We start from the raw sequence: 23,024 nt of genomic DNA, 5'->3' as shown, positions 1-23,024 counted from the left end.
ATCAAACTCATGAAAACAAATCTTTTGCTGCTGTTTTTGGTTTTGCCATTTATAGCCTTCTCACAACCAGAATATAAGACCGTAGAATCTAAAATTCTTCGTCAAAAAAGAGATATTAAAATTCAGCTTCCTCGAAATTACAATTCTAATTCAGAAAAAACTTATCCCGTAATTTACGTTTTAGACGGCGATTATTTATTTGAACCCGTTGCCGGTAATGTAGATTATTTTAGTTATTGGGAAGATATGCCGGAAGCTATTGTTGTTGGTATTAATCAAATCGGAGCAAGAGAAGGCGATACTTCTTACGACCAATCTAATTATTTTCCGGTCGATGGTGGTGCCGATTTTTTCGAATTCTTAGGTATGGAACTCATGCCGCTTATCGATGAACAATATAGAACTGCAAGATTTTCTATTGCAATAGGTCACGATATCACTGCAAACTTCATCAATTACTATCTTTTTAAAGAGAATCCGCTATTTAAAGGTTACATTAATTTGAGTCCCGATTATGCACCAGAAATGCACGATCGCATCTTTAATGCTTTAGAGTTTTCTGAACAAAAACTTTGGTATTATACTGCTACAGGTTCTCAAGACATAGAAAAACTGCATTCAGACATCACTACTTTTAATAACCAGATGAAAGAATTGTCTAATGAATTAGTGCATTATTATTATAACGATTTTAAAGGGCAGAATCATTACAATCTGGTGGGGAAAGCTATTCCTTCAGCCTTAGAAAAAATGTTCGCTATTTACAGACCAATAACGCAATACGATTACCAGCAATTAATCGATGATGAAGAAACTACAGAATACTTTCAATATTTAGAAGATAAATACGAGCAAATTGAAGAGTTGTATGAGTTAGAAATAAATGTAAGAACCAATGATATTTTAGCAATTTCTAATGCAATAATTGCCAAAGAAAAATGGGATCAATTAAAAGATTTAGCTAAACTTGCAGAAGATGAACATCCCAACAAAATGATCGGTAATTATTTGATGGGGGTTTACTACGAGAAAGAAGGAAAACCTAAAAGAGCTTTAAAAGAATACCAAGCAGCTTATACCAAAGAAAAAGTTGCCTTTTTGAACCAAGATTACATCATTCAAAAAATGGATCAAATTAAAGCAGATTTCGGAGAGTAAATATTTATGGCAAAAACAAAAACCACATTTTATTGTCAAAATTGTGGCGCACAATACGCAAAATGGCAAGGCCAATGTTCTTCTTGCAAACAGTGGAATACGATTGCAGAAGAAGTTATTCAAAAAGAAGATAAAAAAGATTGGAAAACTCCTAATCATGCAACAAAAAAACGCGTCCCTAAACCTACTTTGGTTAATGAAATTCAATACGAACAGGAAGCGCGTTACAACACCAATAATCAAGAATTAAATCGAGTTTTAGGTGGTGGTTTAGTGCCGGGATCGTTAACGCTTTTGGGTGGAGAACCCGGTATTGGTAAAAGTACATTGCTACTTCAAATTTCATTGAATTTAAGCTACAAAACGCTATATGTTTCTGGGGAAGAAAGCGCGCAACAAATTAAAATGCGTGCCGAACGTATTAATCCAAACCCTGCCAATTGCTATATTTTAACTGAAACGAAAACACAAAATATCTTTCGACAAGTTGAAGCAATCGAGCCTGAAGTGGTGATTATCGATTCTATTCAAACTTTACATAGCGATTTTATCGAAAGTTCTCCCGGAAGTATTTCTCAAATTCGAGAATGCACCACCGAGCTTATAAAATTTGCTAAAGAAACGCATACTCCGGTTTTATTAATTGGCCACATTACCAAAGAAGGGAGCATCGCCGGACCCAAAATTTTAGAACACATGGTCGATACCGTTCTTCAGTTTGAAGGCGATCGCAACCACGTTTATCGAATTTTGCGTGCCCATAAAAACCGTTTTGGTTCCACTAACGAGCTTGGTATTTACGAAATGCTAGGCGAAGGTTTACGAGAAGTAAGCAATCCTTCAGAAATTCTCATTTCTAAAACCGATCAAGACCTTAGCGGAACTTCTATCGCAGCAACTTTAGAAGGAATGCGACCGCTGATGATCGAAATTCAGGCGCTGGTAAGTACGGCCGTTTACGGTACGCCGCAGCGATCTGCTACCGGTTACAATGTAAAGCGTTTAAATATGTTGTTAGCCGTTTTAGAAAAACGTGCCGGTTTTAGATTAGGAGCAAAAGATGTGTTTCTCAATATTACCGGCGGAATTTCTGTAGACGATCCTGCTATCGATCTAGCAGTTATCGCTGCTATTCTTTCTTCTAACGAAGATATTTCGATAGCGCGTGATGTTTGTTTTGCTGCTGAAGTTGGTTTGGCCGGAGAAATTAGACCGGTAACCCGCGCCGATCAACGCATTATGGAAGCAGAAAAATTAGGTTTCGCTACTATTTTGGTTTCTAAACAAGTAAAACTTCCGAAGAAAAACTTCAACATTCATATTCAAAAAGTATCGAGAATCGAAGAAGTGGTTGAATATCTGTTTGGCTAAGTTGGCATAATTCGTGACTTTATCTATCTGTGAAGAAGAAAAATCATTTTAAAATAACACTACTTATACTTGTATTGAGTAGTGTTTTTGCCTGTTCTAAACTGAATAAAGTGACCGATGTGATCACCAAACCTTCTGCAAGAGAAGTTTATGAAAGGGAGTTTGAAGAACGCCCCGCTGTTTTTTCTCGATGGAATGCTGAATTTATTCAAGCTCAAAACGATAGTCTTCAAGTAAATTTACCTTATGCTGAAGTTGGTCATTTCACTTCGCAGCTAAGTCAGATTTATACTTATGAAGTAACCCTTCAAAACGGAACAATTTTTACTGCGGAAGTAGAAAAAGACTCTCTCGATCATCGTGTTTTTATCGATATTTTTCAGCAGCAAGGTTCAGCTTTGAAGCATTTAGAAAGCAATCAACCGGAAGAAAACACAATCGGTTTTCAACCCAAGCAAACCGGAAGTTATAAAATAATTATTCAGCCTGAAATTGCAGCGCAAACGCCCTTTTTTATTTCATTATCAGAACAGCCTGCTTATCATTTTCCCGTCGCAGGAAAAGGAAACGCAGCTATACAAAGTTTTTGGGGAAATGCTCGAGATGGCGGTAAACGCAGCCATGAAGGGATCGATATTTTCGCCAAACGTGGTACTCCGGTCGTTGCCGCTGTCGATGGGCGAGTTAGCAGAACAGGAAATCGCGGTTTGGGCGGCAAACAAGTTTGGTTAAGAGAAGGTATGTTTGGTAATTCTCTTTACTACGCGCATTTAGATAGTATTATTGCGCAACAAGGGCAGCAAGTAAAAGTTGGCGACACTTTAGGTTTGGTAGGAAATACGGGAAATGCAAGAACAACTCCGCCACATTTACATTTCGGTATTTATCGTGGTGGCGCAATTAATCCGTTACCATTTGTGTTTAATACTGAAAAAATTAAGCGAGAAAATCTTACTTCAGCATTTGCAGATAATTTTTTAATCATAAAAAGTGCTAAAGCAAACTTGCGTCAAGGTCCGGATACTTCTTATGATAAAATTGAAGAATTAAAAAAGAACCATACGCTTCAGCTTTTAGGAAGTCATCACAATTGGTTACACGTTCAAACTTCAGCAAATAAAAAAGCTTATGTTCATTCTTCTTTGGTAGCGCCGTTAAATTAAAAAAGCCACTCTTTTCAGAATGGCTTTAATTTTTACATCTCATTAAGTAGTTGAGAGACTTCATCTAATTTAGGAGTGAGAATCACTTCAATTCTTCTGTTTTTGGCTTTTCCTTCAGCAGTTTCATTAGTGGCAATAGGGAAATGTTCTCCACGTCCTGCAGCCGTTAAGCGCTCAGGGTCTATTTCTTTATTTTCTTGTAAAATATGAACGATGGCTGTTGCACGTTTGGTAGAAAGATCCCAGTTGTCTTCTAAAGCTCCACTGCCACCGTAAGGCACATTGTCGGTATGACCTTCGATGAGCACATTAATGTCAGGGTTGTCGGCCAGAACCGTCCCTAATTGTTTTACAGCTTGGCGACCTTGACTTCCTACAGCCCAACTTCCTGAAGAAAAAAGTAATTTATTTTCCATTGAAACATAAACTTTCCCATCACGTTCTTCAACAGTTAGTCCTTTACCTTCAAAAGCAGTTAAAGCTTTAGAGATACTATTTTTAAGTTCTTGCATTTTAGCATCTTTAGCGGCGATAACGCCTTCTAGCTCATCGATTCTTCGAGAACGTTCTTGTAAATCTTTTTCAAGTTTCTCAAGACGATCTTTTTCTGCTGCTAAGGCTTTTTCTTTTGCTTCTAATTCTGCTAATAATTCTCTATTTCTCTTAGAATTTTCGGCTAAAGCAGAAGAGCTGTTTTTTTCTAAAGCATTGTAAGAATTTTGTAAGTTTTCTTGTTTACTTAATAATTGCCTATGCTCATCTTGTAGTTTTCGCTGTTCTTCTTTTAACTCTTCTAATTGCTTTTCTGCGATTTTCAATTCTTCATCCCGAAGACTATTTAAGTCTTCACAATCTGAAAGTTGATTATTTAAATTTTCGTTCTTTTGCTCTAACTCGGCAAAACGATCTTCTAATTCTTTAAACTTTTTTGCAGGTACGCAAGCGGTTGCTAAAGCGAAAGCGACTGCAGGAATAATAAACACTTTTTTCATACTCACTTTTTATAGATCAGTTAATTCTACTAAAATTGGGCAGTGATCGCTATGATATGCCTCTGGTAATATAACGGCTCTTTTTATTTTTTCTTGTAATGGTTTTGCGACCATGTTGTAATCGATTCTCCAACCTTTATTGTTGGCGCGCGCATTAGCACGATAACTCCACCAAGAATATTGTACTTTTTCATCGTTTAAGTAACGAAAAGAATCTACAAAACCACTATCGATAAAATTACCGATCCATTTGCGTTCTACCGGTAAAAATCCTGAAACATTTTTAAGTCGAACAGGATCGTGAATATCGATGGCTTCGTGACAAATATTATAATCGCCGCAAATCACTAAATTAGGGTAATCTTGTTTTATTTGATCGATATATTGCTGAAAATCTGCCATATATTCTAATTTAAACTCTAAGCGGTTTATGTTTGTGCCCGATGGTAAATACAAACTCATTACGGAAACTCCATCAAAATCGGCTCGAATGTTTCTTCCTTCAGCATCCATATAATCGATACCTGTACCGTAAGAAACTTGATTAGGTTCTATTTTGCTTAAAATTGCGACACCGCTATAACCCTTTTTTTCAGCAGGATACCAATAGCAATATTTATAGCCTAATTCGTGAAAAACGCTTTCATCAAATTGATCGGGATTGGCTTTAATTTCTTGTAAGCAAACCACATCGGGTTGTGCTTGTGAAAGCCAAGTGGTAAATTCTTTTCGAAGTGCAGCTCTAATTCCGTTAACGTTATAAGAGATAATAACCATGAATTCTGTTTTTCAACAAAAATAGAATTTTTTAATCAGCTAAACTTTCTTGAGCGTTTAATCGTAAAATTAAATAGAATATTCGCTGTAAATCATAACAAGTAGCCGTCACCCTGAACTTGATTCAGGGTCTCATTTTAAATGTTTTGTTTTCAATTCAGGATGAGATTCCGGATAATCAAAAATTAAATAGAGAATAGCGTTAAAAACCTTCAAAATAAAATATTTTTGAAAAGCTTTAGTTGTAAACTTAATGCGAATACTTACGTTTCTATTTTTCTTACTGTGTATGGGTATTGTTGCTCAAGCACAAGAATTTAAAGCTGACTTTCAGACCAAGAGAGTTGCGGCTCGCGATACGATACGTATTGATAGTGTAAGTATAAATCCTTCACATTTTAAAGTTTTCAACCTAAAAAATGAAGAAATCGATTCTACTTTATATCAAATCGATTTTCCTACTTCTACTTTAGTTTTAAAAGACAGCCTGGTTGCGCAACAAGATTCGTTACAAATTGAATACCGAGAATATCCCGAATTTTTGACCAAACGCTACTATCAATTTGATCCTAAAAGAATCGTTGAAGGCGGACTCAATCAACGGATGTACACGATGGGTGAAAAATCGAGAAACAGAAATTTTACGCCTTTTGAAGGTTTAAATACCAGCGGAAGTATTTCTCGCGGAATTACCACCGGGACCAACCAAAACACCGTTTTAGATTCTGAATTAGATCTACAGATCACCGGAAAGATCGCTCCCAATGTAAGTTTACGCGCTTCGATACAAGATTCGAACATCCCAATTCAGGAAAGTGGTTATTCGCAAAATTTAGATGAATTTGATCAGATCTTTATTGAACTCTACGGCAAAAACTGGAATATTCGAGCAGGAGATGTAGATCTCGTGCAAGACGATTCTTATTTTGCCAGCTTTACGAAAAAGGTTCAAGGTTTATCGGTGGGCGCAAAAATTAATCCGAAAGGCAATAGTACCGATGTTTATGCCGCCGGAGCTTTGGTGAGGGGAGTTTTTACTAGAAATCAATTTCAGGGGCAAGAAGGTAATCAAGGTCCGTATAAATTAACCGGGCCAAATGGTGAGTTGTACACGCTTATTGTTTCTGGCAGTGAAGCGGTTTTTGTAAATGGTATTCAATTGCAGCGCGGGGAAAATGAAGATTATATTATCGATTATAATGCCGGTGAAATAATTTTTAATGCTACATTTCCTATCACTTCAGAAATGCGAATTACGGTAGAGTTTCAATATTCAGATCGAAATTTCTCTAGAGTAGTTGCCATGGGCGGCGGAAAACATTACAGCGAAAAATTAACGATCGGCGGATTTCTTTATTCTGAAAATGACTTAAGAAACCAACCGCTTCAGCAAAACTTAAGCAATGAGCAAGAGCAAGTTTTAGCTGCTGCCGGTGATGATCAAGATGAAATGGTTGCGCCAAGCGCCGTGCCCGATACCTTTGATGAAAATAAAGTGCTTTACCGCCGAGAGATCATTAATGGAGAAGAAGTCTACATTTATTCTAACAATCCTGAAGACGAATTGTTTAATGTGCGTTTTAGTTTGGTTGGCGCCAATCAAGGTGATTATGTGTTAACGAATGCTTCTTCGGTGAGCAGGATTTATGAATATGTGCCACCGGTTAACGGAATTCCGCAAGGTAATTATGCGCCGGTTACTCAGCTTTTTGCCCCGACTCGGCTGCAAATTGGTGTGGTGAACGGAACGTATGATCCTTCAGCAAAAACAAGTGTTGGGTTTGAGTTGGCAGGAAGCAAGAACGACGAGAATTTATTTTCAGATCTGGATGATGATGATAACGATGGCTTTGCGGGAAGGTTGCAGGCGAAACAAAACGTGATCACTTCAGAAATAAATACGTTAGATGCTTTTGGAACGGTAAATTTTATTCAGCAAAACTATCAAAGTGTCGAGCGTTTATATAATGTTGAATTTACCAGAGATTGGAATTTGCCGACTTTAGTAGAAGGTAATCAAAGTTACGTTGATACGGGTTTAGAATTTAACAGTAAAAACCACGGAACAGCGCGATATAGCTTTCAGAAATTAGATTATTCTGAAAATTATAGCGGAGCGCGACAATTACTTCAGTCTAATTTAAAATTCGGGAAACTTCGACTGCAGGCGAGCGGAAGTTATTTATCAAGTAAAGGTGAACTTTACGATTCTGAATTTTTACGTGCTTATACCAATGCTATTTACGACTTCAGAAAAGTTTGGACGGGATCTCGAATTTCTTTGGAAGACAACCAACAAACCGATAAGGAAACGGAAGAATTAACAGGAATAAGTCAGAAATTTAATAGTTATGAAGTTTATACCGGTGTGGGCGATAGCACCAATATTTATGCGGAAGTCGGTTACAGATATCGGGTAAACGATAGTTTAAGAAACGGAAGTTTAGAGCGCGTAAATACTTCGAATAACTACTATTTAAAATCGCGATTAATTAATTCTGAAAAAACAAAACTTGCAGTATTTGCCAATTTTAGAACATTGAAAAATGAATTGGAGGATGTTCCCGATGAACAATCGCTCAATTCTCGTGTGCAATACACGCAATTTTTATTCAACCGAATTGTAAATTTAAATACCCTTTACGAAACCAATAGCGGAACGCTTCCGCAGCAAGAATTTACTTACGTTGAAGTAAACGCGGGCGAAGGGCAATACACCTGGATCGATTATAACGAGAATGGCGTGCAAGAATTAGAAGAGTTTGAAACGGCTGCTTATCCGGACGAAGCGACGTATATTCGAGTTTTATTGCCTAATCAAATTTTTATACGAACGCACCAAAATAAATTTAGTCAAATCGTGACGCTTAACTTTCAGCAATGGAGTAATGAAGAAAAAACGAAAAAATTTCTTTCTCATTTTTACAATCAAACCTCTTATTTGATCGATCGAAAAATTGAACGAAATGGCGATAATTTTGATTTGAATCCGTTTAACGAAACCGACGATGAGTTGGCGGTAAATCTAAACTTTAGAAACACGATTTTCTTTAATCGCGGCCGGCAACATTACACGACTTCTTACAGTTATATTTCAACAAGAAATAAAAATCTACTTTCAACCGGTTTACAGGAGAATAAAATTGAAAGTCATCAATTAAATTTTAATCATAAATTTCAGGAAAGTTGGTTGGTCTCGCTTCAAAATAAATGGAACCAAACCAAAAGCACGGCAGAAAATTTTGAGAATAGAAATTACAACATCGACGGACTCACTTTAAACCCTGAACTTTCGTATTTGCTTTCACAAAATACGAGGTTTAGCGTTTTTTATGAATTTCAGCAGCAAAAAAATCAACTAGGCGATTTAGAAGAATTGCATCAGAATAAACTTGGGGCGTCGTTTACCTTCACTAACGCACAGAAATATTCCCTCAACGGAGAGTTTAATTATATTTATAATGAATTTGATGGCAGTGCATTCTCGCCGGTAGCTTACCAAATGCTACAAGGTTTACAACCCGATAAAAACTACACATGGTCGCTTTTAGCGCAAAAGAAAATCACCGATTATTTAGATTTAAATTTTTCTTATTTTGGAAGAAAAAGTGAAAGCTCGAACACAATTCATACCGGGACGGTTCAATTAAGAGCTTACTTTTAGGCCTAAATTTTGAGTTACTATTTTTAAAAGCAATAACTTTCAGCAAAAAATAACTTTTATGAAATCTTCAATAAAACTATTAGCGCTCTTGTTTGTATTTCAATTTGGGTGTAAAAGCAGTGAAAAAACTTCCGCAGAAAAAGAAAATAAAATTAATATTTCTGAAGTAACTATTGAAGCTATTACGAGAGGAAAGCGAGAAAATTATTCGATCAATCCAAAACAGTTTAGTTATAAAAGCACTTCAAAAGGAGAGACAAACGTAGAAAAAGTAAAAATGACTATCGATGAAGATCAATGGGAGCAACTTGAAGGTTTGGTCGCGGCGATTAATTTAGCGAGAATAAATACCTTAGAAGTACCATCGAAAAAATTTCAGTTTGATGGCGATTTGGCAACTACGCTCAATGTTAATGTGAATGATACAGTTTATACATCTTCAACTTTCGATAAAAAGAATCCGCCTGAAGAAATTGTCGAGTTGGTAAATTATATTTATTCCTTGAAAAAAGAGTAATAAAAAAGGCTTCAATTTATGTTGAAGCCTTTTTTAATTTTATGATGTTGAAATTATTTTCTTACTTCTTTAACCAAGTAAACATAAACCGGGAAGTGGTCACTATAACCTCCTGAAAAACCTCCGTCAGAAAAACTTCTGTAAGGATAACCTTTGTAGCGTCCTCTTGGGTTTGCTAAATATTGTGGGTTGTAAACTCCGGCTTTATAATATCTATACGAACTATAATCGTCGTCTAATAAAGGTTGAGACAAGATCATTTGGTCGAAAAGATCCCAGCTGTCACGGTAAGCAATGGTGCCAATCCCTTTTTTCTGCATATTTTCCATCGGGTTGTAAAGACCTTTAAGTTTTACCTCTTCTTTCTCGGCTTTAGCTCCTAAAACTTCTTTTACACTCGTATTGTAAGGACCATCGTTTAAATCGCCCATCGTAATGATTTTTGCGTAAGGATCTTCAGCTTGTAAAGAATCGATGATTTTCTTATTCAATGCAGCTGCTTTTTCTCTTTTAAATCTACTTCTTGCTTCGCCGCCACTTCTAGAAGGCCAGTGATTGACAATAAAATGAATTTTGTCGCCATCTAATAAACCGGTTACTAACAACTGATCTCTCGTGTAAACTCTTTTTTCAGGATCATCTTGATCGTAGATTAATAGCTCGTGTGAGGAAGTATTAATAGGTCTAAAAATTGATTTTTTATAAAGAAGCGCGACATCGATACCACGTTTATCGGGAGAGTCGAAATGTACAATCCCGTAATCTTCGTTAACCAACGTAGATTCGTTTAATAGATCTTCTAGCACTCTACGATTTTCAACCTCACAAACTCCTAAAACCGCCGGCGGATGACCGGTAACATCGGCTCCAATTTTAGCGATCACTTTAGCCATATTTGTTAATTTTTTGGCATAAACTTCTTCGCGAAGACTTTCGGCCATTTCCATAATTGGGCTAGCTTCATCATATTTTTCGGGATCGTTTACCGGATCAAAAAGGTTCTCTAAATTGTAGAAAGCAACGGTATTTACTCGATATGTTTTCTCGTTCTGTGCATTCGACATAAAAAATGCGAATAGACAAATCGTTAAAATTGAGTATCTTAGCTTAGTCATATTTATTAATATTATGTTAATGTAAACTTTTAGACAAATCGGGTACCAAAAGTAGGTAATGCAGATAAAACATGTACATTTGCAGCCCGAAAATAATATTTTCTTAACTCAAACAATTATTAATGAAGGATTTTAGAATGAAAAAAGTTTATTTCTTTTTAACATTTTTATGTTTTTCGATTACGGCTTTTGCACAACAAACTACGGTTAAGGGAAGAGTTGTCGATGCCAGTAATAATGAAGCATTACCAGATGTTGAAGTGACCATTGAAAACTCTGCCTTTACGGTAACTACAGATGCTGAAGGTAATTTTAACTTCGACACATTTGATGTTCCACTAGGGGAACAAATTATTTCTTTAGAAAAACAAGGCTATTCGCAGAGACGATATCCTGTTGTTATTAACGAAGGAGAAGTTTTAGATTTAGATCTAATTGAAATGGAAGTTGATATTAACGAAGAGAACTTTCAAATCGGTACAATTAGTTTATCTGATAACGAATTAAATAACGACGAAAGTACTGCAGACAATTTATCCGGTTTGTTACAAGCGTCTAAAGATGTATTTCTAAACGCGGCGTCTTTCGATTTTAGTGCTACTTTCTTTCGTCCTAGAGGTTACGATTCTGAAAACGGTAAGGTTTTAATTAACGGTATCGAAATGAATAAACAGTATGACGGCAGACCACAATGGAGTAGTTGGGGAGGATTAAATGATGCGCAGCGTAATCAAATCTTCACGATGGGGCTTAAAGCAAATGAGTACACTTTTGGAGGTTTAGCCGGTACAAATAATATTGTAATGAGAGCTTCTCAATATAGAGAAGGTGGTCGTGTATCTTATGCGTCTTCGAATAGAAGTTACAGAGGTCGTGTAATGGCTTCATACAATACCGGATTAATGAAAGGTGGTTGGTCTTTTAGCTTTTTAGCTTCTAGAAGATTTGCCGATGAAGGTTTTGTTGAAGGAACTTCTTACGATGCAAATTCTTTCTTTGCTTCTGCTGAAAAGAAAATTTCAGAAAAACATAGCTTGAACTTTACTGGTTTTTTTACTCCAAACCGAAGAGGAAAATCTACTGCTATCACAGAAGAAGTTGAAAACTTAAGAGGTATTCAATATAATCCTAACTGGGGTTACCAAGATGGAGAGATGAGAAACTCTAGAGTTAAAGAAATTGCAGAGCCGGTTTTAATGTTGAACCATTACTGGACAATTTCAGATAAAACAAAATTAAATACCAATGTTGCTTATCAATTTGGTAAGATTGGTAATACGAGAATCGATAATGGTGGTACTAAATTAGTAAATGGCCCTGACGGTCAAGTTTATTATGAGGGTGGAGCAAGTAACCCAAGTCCTATGTATTATCAAAACTTACCTAGTTATCATTTAAGATTTCCAAATCTAAGTGCTTCTAATTATCAAGCTGCCTATTTAGCAAGAGAAGAGTTTATGAATGACGGTCAATTAGACTGGAATTCTCTTTATGAGGCCAATGCGATTTCAGTAAGAAATGGTGGGAATTCAATTTATGCAATTCAAGAAGATCGTCAAGACGATACACAATTTACAGCGAATACTATTTTAACTTCAGATCTTAATGAGCACATTACTTTAAATGGTTCTTTAAACTATAGAAACTTAAAAAGTGAGTATTTCGCAGAGATGAACGACCTTTTAGGAGGTAATGGTTATTTAGATGTAGATTTCTTTGCTGAAGAAACTCAGAACATTGAAGCAGGTTTAGGAGATATCGCTCAAAGTGATGTTAATAATCCTAACCGTATTGTTAGAGAAGGTGAACGATACAAATATAATTATGAAATAGATGCTAATGTGGCTACTGCTTTTGCACAGGCTCAGTTTAAATATAATAAGGTAGACTTTTATTTAGCAGGAAATGTTTCTAACACAACCTATCAACGTACAGGTTTATATCAAAACGGATATTTCTTAAATTATAGCTTTGGTGAAGGTGAAAAATTAGACTTTACAAATTATGGTGCTAAAGCAGGAGCAACTTATAAAGTAACCGGTCGTCATTTAATCGATTTGAATGCGGGTTATTATACCACTGCGCCAAGTATTAGAAATACTTATAGTAACGCTAGACAAAACCATAATGTTGTTAGCGGTTTAGAATCTGAAAAAGTTCAGTCGGTAGATTTAAGTTATATTTTTAGATCACCAACAGTAAAAGCAAGATTAACCGGTTTTTACACTCAATTTCAAGACGGTACCGATATTGGTTTCTATTTCACTCAAGATCTTTCTGGTTTTGGTATTGATGAAGGTGATGCATTTGTGCAAGAAGTGGTTAATGGTATCGATAGAAGAAATATTGGAGCAGAATTTGGTATTGAAGCGCAAGTGACTCCAACCATTAAATTAAAAGCTGCTGGTTCAATTGGTCAATATGTTTACACCAACAATCCAGATATTTACTTAACAAGTGATGATTTTGTACCAAATACAAACCAAGTAAATTCATTAGGAGAAGTAAGATTCGGAAATGGCAAAACAAACCTTAAAGATTACCATGTTGCCGGAGGACCGGAGAAAGCGTTACAATTAGGTTTTGAATATAGAGATCCTGATTACTGGTGGTTTGGTATGACATCTAATTATTTCTCTAATGCCTATATTGATGTTTCAGCATTAAATAGATCTGATAATTTCTCTAGAGATTATGATGGTTTATCAATAAATGATTACGACCCAAATGTAGCTAGAGAGTTATTAAGACAAGAACAGTTTGATGACTATATGTTGTTCAATGCTGTGGGAGGTAAGTCTTGGAAAATAGACGATTATTTCATTGGTTTCTTTGCGACGATTAATAATATATTTGATCAAAAGTATAAAACCGGAGGTTTTGAGCAGTCAAGAAATTCAAACTACCGAAACTTAAATGAAGATCAATCTCGTGAAAACGGGCAACTCTTCGGAAATAGATATTTTTACGGATACGGTACAACGTATTATTTAAACTTATATGTTAGATTTTAAAAAAAGTTATTGAAATGAAAACAATTAATATGTACAAAAAATTAATCTTAATGGTTCTTGCAGTAGGCTTTTTAGCTTCTTGTGTGCAAGACGATGACTTTGACACGCCAAACACTTCGATCTCTGAGCCAGAATTAGAAGGTAATGTAGTTTCTATTTCTACAGTATTAGGTGATGCAGCTCAAAACGAAGGAGAGCTTTATACTTATGAAGATACCGATGATTATGTAGAAGGATATGTGATATCTTCAGATGAAGGAGGGAACTTTTTTAGAGAAATCATTATTCAAGATGCTCCAGAAAACCCAACGGCAGGTTTAAAAATCGCTTTATTTGTAAATCCATTATTTACAAAGTATGAAGTAGGTCGTAAAATCTATGTTTCTTTAGAAGGATTTACAGTAGGAACTTCTAACGGAGTAGTTACTTTAGGTATTCCTGACGGTCAATATATTGATCCGGCTCCTGCTCAGTTTGAAAGTAAAATCGTAAGAAGTGCAGAAGTTGCAGAGATTGTTCCTTTAGAAGTGAATATTAATGATTTTTCTGATGATCTTGAAAATATATTTGTTCAACTTAGCAATGTTCAGTTTTTAAGAGCAGATGTAGAAAACAATTTGTCTTTTGCTGGTGAAGCAACAGATGAGTTTGATGGAGAAAGAACTATTGAAAGTTGTGAAACCGGAGCTTCAACAATATTTAGTACGAGTACTTTTGCAGATTTCTCTTCTTTAGAACTTCCTAATGGTAGTGGTAGCATTGCAGGTGTTTTGTCTAGAACTTATGAGGGAGATGTTTTTGTAATTGCAGTAAATACACTTGAAGACGTAACTATGGAAGGTGAAAGATGTGATCCTTTGGTATATGATTGTGGTCTTGCTTCAGTTCAGGGAACTAATAACCTAATTAGTGAAGATTTTGAAAGTTCTTCTAACGGAACTTATTCAGGAGCGGGATGGACTAATTTTATCGAAGCAGGTAGTCAGTCTTGGCAGGTGTTTAACGATTCTGATAACGAGCCATCAATGGGTAAAGGTATAATGATAGATTCTTATCAGTCTGGAGATAGTAGTAGTATTGCTTGGTTAATTTTACCAGAGGTAGATTTTGATGCTCAAGAAGGTGAAACCTTAAATTTCAAAAGCTCTAATAGTTTCTCTGATGGTAGTAACTTGCAACTTTTATTCTCTAATGATTGGGATGGAGATACTAGTACTATTAATTCTGCAACTTGGGGTGAATTATCTGCAGCTACAATCGTTAATGATGACGATTTCTATAGAGATGTTATAGATTCAGGAAATGTAGATTTATCTTGTTTGGAAGGAACAGGTTATATAGCTTTTAAATATACAGGAAGCGGTCAAGCTCCTCAAGATGGTACTTATGAGTTAGACGAAATTAGCGTAGATTACTAATAATATAGCTAAGCTAGCGCTTGAAACAAAAAAAAGCCACTTCAAATGAAGTGGCTTTTTTTATGATTTATACTGAAGAAAAACTATTCTTCGTCTTTTAATTCACCGGTATATTTATCGTATTCCGGGTAAAGAAAGTTGTTGTAAGGAAATCTGGTGATATGAATTTTTCTTACTTCCTCATAAACTTTTCTTCTAAAATCTTCGATATTTTCTTTATTAATTGCTGAAATAAATAAAGCATTATCGCCAATTCTATTCATCCAGGTTCGTTCCCATTCTTCTAACGTGTAATGCGCCGAAGTTCTTTCGGTAACCAGATCGTCTTCTTCAATTTCTTCCGGTTGGTAAGCGTCAATTTTATTAAATACCATCACCGTTGGTTTATCTGCGGCGCCAATTTCATCTAAAATTTGATTAACCGAAGCGATATGTTCTTCAAAATTTGGGTGAGAAATATCTACGATATGTAAAACCAAATCTGATTCTCGCACTTCATCTAAAGTAGATTTAAAAGATTCTACCAATTGTGTTGGTAGTTTTCTAATAAAACCAACTGTGTCGGTTAATAGAAATGGTAAATTTCTAATCACCACTTTTCGTACGGTCGTGTCTAGTGTAGCAAAGAGCTTATTTTCAGCAAAAACATCACTTTTACTAATCACATTCATTAATGTAGATTTCCCAACGTTGGTATAACCTACCAGGGAAACTCTTACCAGTTGACCGCGATTACCGCGTTGCACGGCCATCTGTTTATCGATAATTTTTAATTTATCTTTTAACTGTTTGATTTTATCTCTAACAATACGACGATCGGTTTCAATTTCGGTTTCTCCAGGACCACGCATTCCAATACCTCCTCGCTGGCGTTCTAAGTGGGTCCATAATCCGGCTAGTCTTGGCAATAAATATTCGTATTGAGCAAGTTCAACTTGTGTTCTTGCGTAACTAGTTTGTGCGCGTTGAGCAAATATGTCAAGAATAAGATAGGTTCGATCGACTACCTTACACTTTAAGATCTTCTCAATATTTTTTTGTTGTGCCGGGCTTAATTCATCGTCAAAAATTGCCGTTCCTACATCATTCTCTGTAATAAAGGTACGCACATCTTCCATTTTACCCGTTCCGATAAAGGTTTTAGGGTTAGGAGTATCTAATTTTTGAGTAAATCTTTTGGCAACTTCTCCACCGGCAGTATAGGTGAGAAATTCTAATTCGTCTAAGTATTCTTTAGATTTTTCTTCATCTTGTTGCTGATTAATGATACCAATTAAAACAGACTTTTCATATTCTATATTTTCTTTTTCGAGCATATTTTAATTTTCGATTATTCATTCAAAGTTAAGAAAAGTATTCTAAGGTATTACTTAAGTATTTAGCCATATGTTATTCTAATATTAATTTAACAGTGTGAAAAATTTTTTCAAAATGCTAAAAAATTAACAATCGGCTTCAACCCTTGTGAATGCTGATGGTTTTTGTGATATTTTAAGATTGAAGATTTAAAAAAACAAAACTTCAGTTAAGAAATAATTAATAATTTTTATATCTTCAAAGCCTTAACTCAAAAACCCATCCTTAATGAAAAAAATTACCTTTTTATTAATTTTACTAATGACATTTTTGGTTTGTCCGAATGTGATGGCTCAGTTTGGCTGTGATTCTGCTGTGGTCATTACCGATGGGTATACCGAAGATAATATCAACACTCCGGGTTCGGGTGGTGTAGAAGATTGGAATGATAATCCCGATGCAAGCTGCGGTGTTGATGGCTTATATTGGGATGATGATGTTTATCTTTTTGAATATACAGCAGGAGCTGTAGATGAAGAAATTTCGATGACTGTTTACACGAGAAACACCTATACTGGTTTAGGTGTTTTTACTGATTGTGACGGCACATCGTTTTCAAATTGTTTAGGAGCTGTAGGAGCTGGCTTTACTTCTGATTTTGAGCAATCGGTAGATGCTGTAGTTGGTGCAAATGAAACTGTTTACATAGCAGTAGGTCAATGGGGTTCTCCTAACGACTTAGATTTTGATGTTACAGATTTTACGGCAACACCTTTAGTTAACCCGCCTAATTGTGATGCAGTTTTAACCTTGCCGGCAGACGGTGCTACCGGAGTGCTGGTTGAAGATGTTACATTAGAATGGGATGCTGCTACTGGAGGTGCTAGTTCTTACTTGCTTTCTGTAGGGACTTCGCCTGGAGGTGTAGATATATTAGATAACTTCGAAAATGGATCTTCTACATCTTATGATTTAGGAGCTTTAGATTTCGAGACTACATATTATGTTACGATTACTCCACAAAATTCAAATGGAGACGCTTCAGGTTGTGTAGAGTATAGTTTTACAACAGAAGACAGTCCGATGGTTACGGTAGACTGTTCTGCAGGTCCAACTGAAGTGAATTTCTGTTATGTAAGCGGGACAGTTACAGAATATATTTTTACTTCTACTGATGGTTCTGCTTTAAACCTAGTGGTGAATGAAGGTCAAGTAGAGAGTGGCTGGGACGAGTTTGTTGTATTAGATTCAGACGGTACAGAGCTTTATAATGGTTATGGTGCTGCCGGAGATATATCTGGTCTTTCATTTCAGACCTCTGGAGATCAAATTACTATTCAGGTGAATGCTGATGGTGTCTTTGATTGCGCTTCTCAAGGTTATACGCCAATCGATGTCTCAGTTACTTGTGCAACTTGTATAATGCCTCAAGCTACTTTTGAAGTAGTGAGTGATTGTTTGAACGGGTCGCAATTTTTAGTTGATGTAGATTTAGCAAGTATTGGTGATGCTACAGATTTAGATATTTCAGACAATCAGGGGAATACTCAGACTGTTAATGCGGCAGGAGTGTATACTTTTGGTCCATATGCTAATGGTACAGATGTAGATTTTACAGTTGAAAATAATCAAGATGCTAACTGTGTGGTTGCGAGTAATACGCTTACGCAAGAAGAATGTCTGGAGACTTATGTAGATTGTGCTGCAGGAACACCAGAAGTAGTGAATTTTTGTTATGATAGTGGAGAAACAACTGAGTACATTTTTGCATCGACAGATGGTTCGGGAATTACTATTAATGTTACCGAAGGTCAAGTGGAGAATAATTTTGATGAGTTTATAGTTTTAGATTCAGATGGTACAGAGCTCTATAATGGTTATGGTGTTGCTGGAGATATTTCAGGTTTAGTTTTTCAGTCAAGTGGAGATGAGATTACAGTGCAGGTAGCTGCAGATGGTGTTTTTGATTGTGGTTCTCAGGGCTACACGCCAATTAATATCGAAGCAACCTGCTCAACTTGTTTGAATCCTCAGGCAAATTATACGGTAGTGAGCGATTGTGTGAATGGAGCGCAGTTCTTAATTGATGTTGAAATTACAAGTTTAGGAGACGCTACAGATTTAGATATTTCAGACAACCAAGGGAATACGCAAACTGCTTCTGCGGTAGGGGTGTATACTTTTGGTCCTTATACTAACGGTACTTTAGTGGATTTTACGGTTGAAAATAATCAAGATTCAAGCTGTATTATTTCTAGCGATGAGTTAACACAAGAGTTTTGTTTAGATAATTATGTTGAGTGCGGTACGCCTATAAATACTTCTTTTTGTTATGAAAATAGTGAGCCTTTAACTTTTATATATACAAGTGATGATGGCTCTCCTCTTACTGTTGAAGTAAATAGTGGCTTTGTTCAGAATAACATTGATGAATTTATTGTTTATGATACTGGTGGAACAGAATTATACAATGGTTACGGAAATGAAGGAGATTTAACAGGCTTAGAATTTCAATCTACAGGAGATGAAATTTCTGTAATGATTGATCCTAGTGCGTTTACTAGTTGTGCTTCTAATGGTTATGATCCGATAGATTTAACTGTTTTTTGTGCGACCTGTATTAATCCGGCGGCAGATTTTACAGTTGTTGAAGATTGTTTGAATGGGCCGCAATTTAATGTTGAGGTAGATCTAACAAGCTTAGGAGATGCTACAGATGTAGATATAACCGATAACCAAGGAAATACACAAACGGCTTCTTCAACAGGAGTTTATACATTTGGTCCTTATACAAATGGAACTTTAGTAGATTTTACAGTTGTAAATAATCAAGACGCTACTTGTGATATTTCAGTTGCAGGCTTAACGCAAGCAGAATGTCTTAATAATTATGTTGATTGTTCTGCTGGTCCTATAAATACAAATTTCTGTTATGAAAACGGAGAAACAACAGAGTTTATTTATACAAGTACAGATGGTTCACCTTTAAATTTAACTGTAAATGAAGGTCAAGTAGAAAGTGGCTGGGATGAGTTTATAGTTTTAGATAGTGATGGTACAGAGCTTTATAACGGGTATGGAACATCAGGTGATATTTCAGGATTAACTTTCCAGTCTTCTGGTGATACAATAACTATTCAAGTAGCTGCAGATGGTGTTATAGGATGTCAGTCTAATGGTTATACGCCTATAGATGTTACCGTTTCTTGTGCGACATGTGTTAATCCTCAAGCAACATACACGGTAGTTGAAGATTGTTTAAATGGAGCGCAGTTTTTAGTAGATGTGGATATTACAAGTTTAGGAGATGCTACAGATTTAGATATTTCAGACAACCAAGGGGATACGCAAACAGTTTCAGCTACTGGTGTTTATACCTTTGGACCCTATGCAAACGGAACATTAGTGGATTTTACAGTTGAAAATAATCAAGATATTAATTGTGTGATTACAAGTTCTACATTAACTCAGGAATATTGTCCTGTGAATTATTTTGATTGTGCAGATGGTGTATTTGATTCAAGCTTCTGTTATGAAGATTATGAAACAGTGCAATTGTCTTATGTGAGTGACGATGGGTCTAACATTAACTTGACGGTGAACTCCGGTTTAATTTACACTTTTGGAGGTGATTTCCAAGTGCTAGATACCGATGGTACAGTGCTATACTCAGGTACAGGAGATGGTGGTGACTTAAGTGGTATCGAAGTCCAGTCTACAGGAGATACAATTACTGTAGTGTATACGGCAGGTTTCTACGCTTGTGGAGAATCTGGTTATACCGGTATCGATTTATCTGTAGAATGTTCAACTTGTTTAAATCCTTCGCTTTCTTATGAGGTGATCAGTGATTGCGCAAGTGGTACAGATCAATTTTTTATAGATGTAACTGTAGATGATTTAGGTTCTGCAACTTCTTTAACACTTACCGATAACCAAGGTAGTGCAGCAATAGATGTTACTGCTACAGATACTTTTAACTTTGGGCCTTTTGCTAATAATACAGAAGTGATTTTTACAGCTGTTAACGATCAGGATAATAGCTGTTCTATAGAGAGTCCTATTCAGACGCAAACTTACTGTCCGCAACCTCCAATTATTATTGATGAAACGACCTATACAATAGAAGAACTTGTGATCGATGTTTTAATAGATAACCCTTGTGCGCAAGTATCTAATGTAACTTCATCAACAGGATCAGATTTTGGAAGCGTAAATGGTATTAGTTACTTTGATTATAATGATTCAAATTTCCCATTAGAAAATGGTATTGTGTTGTCTAGTGGCGATGTAAATGATTTACCTGGACCAGCAGGAGCTGGAGGATTTAATACGGCTTGGCCTGGTGATCCAGATTTGGATGATTTGATCGATCAGATTGAAGGCGCGGGAGCTCTTAGTTCTAATGATGCAAGTGTAATAGAATTTGATTTTGTGCCATTTATTGAGCAAATTTCATTCGATTTCTTATTTGCTTCTAATGAATATGGAACTTATCAGTGTACTTTCTCAGATCCTTTTGGTTTTTTCTTAACCGATGAAGACGGGAATACAGTGAATATTGCTATAGTTCCGGGTACTACAGATCCGATTGCGGTGACTACGGTTCGTGATAATACACATAATGGAAGTTGTGCTTCAGTGAATCCGTCTTATTTTGATGTGTTTTATGGAACTACAGGGATGAATCCTTTAGCATCGCCGGTAAATATGTTAGGAAGAACTGTGGTGATGACGGCTAGTGCGCAAGTTACACCTGGCGCACAATACCATATTAAATTAGCAGTTGGTGATCGATCAGATTCTTCTTTTAATTCAAGTACTTTTTTGGCTGCTGGTTCATTTGAGTTAGGAGACTTTACGTTAGGGGAAGATATTACGATCGATGATGGTACTGCAGATACTTGTTCTGGAGATGCAATCACTTTAGATATTGGTTTAGAAAATACTAACGGAGCAGATATTACTTGGTATCAAGATGGTAGTTTAGTTGAAGATGCGAATGGTGATCCGGTTAATACTCCTACGATAGATGTTACTGAGGGAGGAGAGTATGCAGTTTCGGTTATTTACTTTGGTTCTTGTGCATTGTCAGATGTGATAAATGTAGAATTTTTACCAAACCCTGAAGTAGATTTAGGTAACGACATAATTACGATTTGTGAAGCTGGTGCCACTGTAATTGATGGTACTCCAACTAACCTTTCAGAGTTAGATGATGTGACTTATGCTTGGTATTTAGATGGAAACGAAATCGCAGGAGAAACAAACGCAACAATTAACGTGACTGAAGCTGGTGAATATACGGTTGAAGTTACAGGTTATCAATGTACAGTTTCAGATTCTGTAGTTGTTGAGCAAGTGAATTATCAGGTAGATTTCTCTAATGTTTCTATAGGTTGTACAGAAGAAGGAGATACTAATAGTTTTGTTTTAGAGCCAAATATTATTGGTGTTCCTGCAGATGAAATGAATGACTTAACCTATACTTGGGCTCCAGGAGGAGAGCAAACTTCATCTATCACGATTACTGAAGATGGTCAATATACTGTAACTGTTAGTTATTTAGGTTGTTTTGAAACTGCAACTTATAATGCAGAATTTACCGAAGCACCTCAAGTAGATTTAGGAGCAGACGCAATAGTATGTAGTGGTGCAACTTATAGTTTAGACGCTACGCCATTAAATGCTTCAGATTTTGATAGTTTAACTTACTCTTGGTTAGATGCAGACGGGTTAGAAGTTTCAACCGATGCGATGCCATCTTTACCTGGCGGTGTATATACTGTTTTAGTTGAAGGAGAATTCACTAATAACGGGATGACTTTTAGTTGTGTAGGAACCGATGAGATCGTTATCGATGATGTAACTTATAACATCGATCTAGGAGGAGATCAAGAATTCTGCGGAATGGATCCTTACACGATCACAGCTACTGTAATTGATGAAGATACAACTAACGCGACATATCAGTGGAGTGATAGTTCAGGTCCTATAGCAGGAGAGACTGGTTCAACTCTAACAGTGATGGATAGTGATACTTATACAGTTGAAGTTACCATTAATGGTTGTGCAGATACAGCTTCAGTAAATCTGTTGTTTGATTTATCGCCACAGATAGATCTAGGTTCAGATGTTACAACTTGTGATCTTACGCCTTATACAATCGATGCGACTCCAATAAATATGCCTGCATCAGATGTAGTTTATACTTGGTCTTTAGATGGAACAGAGTTAACTTCTGAAACAGGTGCAACTTTAGATCCTTCAAGCTATGGCTTTGGTACTTATACGGTGACCGCAGTATCAGTAAACGATTCTGATGGAAGTTGTGAGGTAAGTGCAAGTGTAGTTTATACAGAAGCAGCTATCGACTTAACGATAACAGCAACCCAAGGAGAGACAGCGATCACAATCCCTTATTGTTCAGATAGTGAGCCTGTGCCAAGTCATACAATTACTTTTACAGCCTCAGCAGACGGAGCTCCTGCAGGAGTAAACTATCAGTGGTACTTAGATGGTACAGCTATAGCTGGAGC

General features: G+C 36.2%; 12 protein-coding genes. 8 read left to right on the top strand and 4 right to left on the bottom strand.

Features of this window, described 5'->3' with window-relative positions; genetic code table 11:
• The first annotated feature begins 9 nt into the window (after positions 1–9).
• Genes G551_RS0108180 through G551_RS0108170 form a run of 3 tightly spaced genes read left to right on the top strand, consistent with a single transcriptional unit; the run spans position 10 to position 3,692 of the window.
• Positions 10–1,158, top strand: a complete 1,149-nt coding sequence (locus G551_RS0108180) for an alpha/beta hydrolase-fold protein (RefSeq protein ID WP_036243557.1) — start codon at positions 10–12, stop codon at positions 1,156–1,158.
• A gap of 6 nt (positions 1,159–1,164) precedes the next feature.
• Entirely contained in the window at positions 1,165–2,529 is a 1,365-nt protein-coding gene (gene radA / locus G551_RS0108175) for a DNA repair protein RadA (RefSeq protein ID WP_027885114.1), read from the top strand.
• A 29-nt stretch (positions 2,530–2,558) separates the two neighbouring features.
• Positions 2,559–3,692 (top strand): M23 family metallopeptidase, encoded by a 1,134-nt coding sequence (locus G551_RS0108170; RefSeq protein ID WP_027885113.1) that lies wholly within the window; start codon positions 2,559–2,561, stop codon positions 3,690–3,692.
• Positions 3,693–3,724: 32 nt separating this feature from the next.
• On the opposite strand, the gene G551_RS0108165 is transcribed toward G551_RS0108170, so the two are convergent.
• Positions 3,725–4,684 (bottom strand): OmpA family protein, encoded by a 960-nt coding sequence (locus tag G551_RS0108165; protein WP_027885112.1) that lies wholly within the window; start codon positions 4,682–4,684, stop codon positions 3,725–3,727.
• Between the two features lie 9 nt (positions 4,685–4,693).
• On the bottom strand, positions 4,694–5,461 hold the full coding sequence (locus tag G551_RS0108160; protein ID WP_027885111.1) for an exodeoxyribonuclease III: 768 nt from the start codon (positions 5,459–5,461) through the stop codon (positions 4,694–4,696).
• A gap of 253 nt (positions 5,462–5,714) precedes the next feature.
• Here G551_RS0108160 and G551_RS0108155 point away from each other — a divergent pair, with 253 nt between their 5' ends.
• Both G551_RS0108155 and G551_RS0108150 read left to right on the top strand, forming a co-directional pair.
• Positions 5,715–9,125 carry a hypothetical protein gene (locus G551_RS0108155; protein ID WP_027885110.1) on the top strand — a complete coding sequence of 1,137 codons (3,411 nt, stop codon included), beginning with the start codon at positions 5,715–5,717 and terminating at the stop codon, positions 9,123–9,125.
• Between the two features lie 58 nt (positions 9,126–9,183).
• Positions 9,184–9,642 carry a hypothetical protein gene (locus tag G551_RS0108150; RefSeq protein WP_027885109.1) on the top strand — a complete coding sequence of 153 codons (459 nt, stop codon included), beginning with the start codon at positions 9,184–9,186 and terminating at the stop codon, positions 9,640–9,642.
• Positions 9,643–9,695: 53 nt separating this feature from the next.
• On the opposite strand, the gene G551_RS0108145 is transcribed toward G551_RS0108150, so the two are convergent.
• Positions 9,696–10,706, bottom strand: a complete 1,011-nt coding sequence (locus tag G551_RS0108145) for an endonuclease/exonuclease/phosphatase family protein (RefSeq protein ID WP_229797324.1) — start codon at positions 10,704–10,706, stop codon at positions 9,696–9,698.
• 173 nt (positions 10,707–10,879) lie between these two features.
• Between G551_RS0108145 and G551_RS0108140 the strand changes: the two genes are divergently transcribed.
• On the top strand, positions 10,880–13,771 hold the full coding sequence (locus tag G551_RS0108140; RefSeq protein WP_229797325.1) for a carboxypeptidase regulatory-like domain-containing protein: 2,892 nt from the start codon (positions 10,880–10,882) through the stop codon (positions 13,769–13,771).
• A 14-nt stretch (positions 13,772–13,785) separates the two neighbouring features.
• Positions 13,786–15,189 carry a DUF5689 domain-containing protein gene (locus G551_RS0108135; RefSeq protein WP_027885106.1) on the top strand — a complete coding sequence of 468 codons (1,404 nt, stop codon included), beginning with the start codon at positions 13,786–13,788 and terminating at the stop codon, positions 15,187–15,189.
• 83 nt (positions 15,190–15,272) lie between these two features.
• On the opposite strand, the gene hflX is transcribed toward G551_RS0108135, so the two are convergent.
• Positions 15,273–16,505: a GTPase HflX gene (gene hflX, locus G551_RS0108130; RefSeq protein WP_027885105.1), complete on the bottom strand. Its 1,233-nt coding sequence runs from the start codon at positions 16,503–16,505 to the stop codon at positions 15,273–15,275.
• 268 nt (positions 16,506–16,773) lie between these two features.
• Between hflX and G551_RS15575 the strand changes: the two genes are divergently transcribed.
• On the top strand, positions 16,774–23,024 hold a 6,251-nt coding region (locus tag G551_RS15575; RefSeq protein ID WP_036243555.1), incomplete at its 3' end, for a choice-of-anchor L domain-containing protein.

It is taken from the genome of Mesonia mobilis DSM 19841 (assembly GCF_000423405.1).
Lineage (GTDB): Bacteria > Bacteroidota > Bacteroidia > Flavobacteriales > Flavobacteriaceae > Mesonia > Mesonia mobilis.
This window is presented reverse-complemented; position numbering and strand designations above follow the sequence as displayed.

What these genes read in the sequence shown, in the direction of transcription:
- G551_RS0108180 (WP_036243557.1), top strand. Translation starts at nt 10, where the DNA reads ATGAAAACAAATCTTTTGCTGCTGTTTTTGGTTTTGCCATTTATAGCC.
- radA (WP_027885114.1), top strand. Translation starts at nt 1,165, where the DNA reads ATGGCAAAAACAAAAACCACATTTTATTGTCAAAATTGTGGCGCACAA.
- G551_RS0108165 (WP_027885112.1), bottom strand. Translation starts at nt 4,684, where the DNA reads ATGAAAAAAGTGTTTATTATTCCTGCAGTCGCTTTCGCTTTAGCAACC.
- G551_RS0108160 (WP_027885111.1), bottom strand. Translation starts at nt 5,461, where the DNA reads ATGGTTATTATCTCTTATAACGTTAACGGAATTAGAGCTGCACTTCGA.
- G551_RS0108155 (WP_027885110.1), top strand. Translation starts at nt 5,715, where the DNA reads ATGCGAATACTTACGTTTCTATTTTTCTTACTGTGTATGGGTATTGTT.
- G551_RS0108150 (WP_027885109.1), top strand. Translation starts at nt 9,184, where the DNA reads ATGAAATCTTCAATAAAACTATTAGCGCTCTTGTTTGTATTTCAATTT.
- G551_RS0108145 (WP_229797324.1), bottom strand. Translation starts at nt 10,706, where the DNA reads ATGTCGAATGCACAGAACGAGAAAACATATCGAGTAAATACCGTTGCT.
- G551_RS0108140 (WP_229797325.1), top strand. Translation starts at nt 10,880, where the DNA reads ATGAAGGATTTTAGAATGAAAAAAGTTTATTTCTTTTTAACATTTTTA.
- G551_RS0108135 (WP_027885106.1), top strand. Translation starts at nt 13,786, where the DNA reads ATGAAAACAATTAATATGTACAAAAAATTAATCTTAATGGTTCTTGCA.
- hflX (WP_027885105.1), bottom strand. Translation starts at nt 16,505, where the DNA reads ATGCTCGAAAAAGAAAATATAGAATATGAAAAGTCTGTTTTAATTGGT.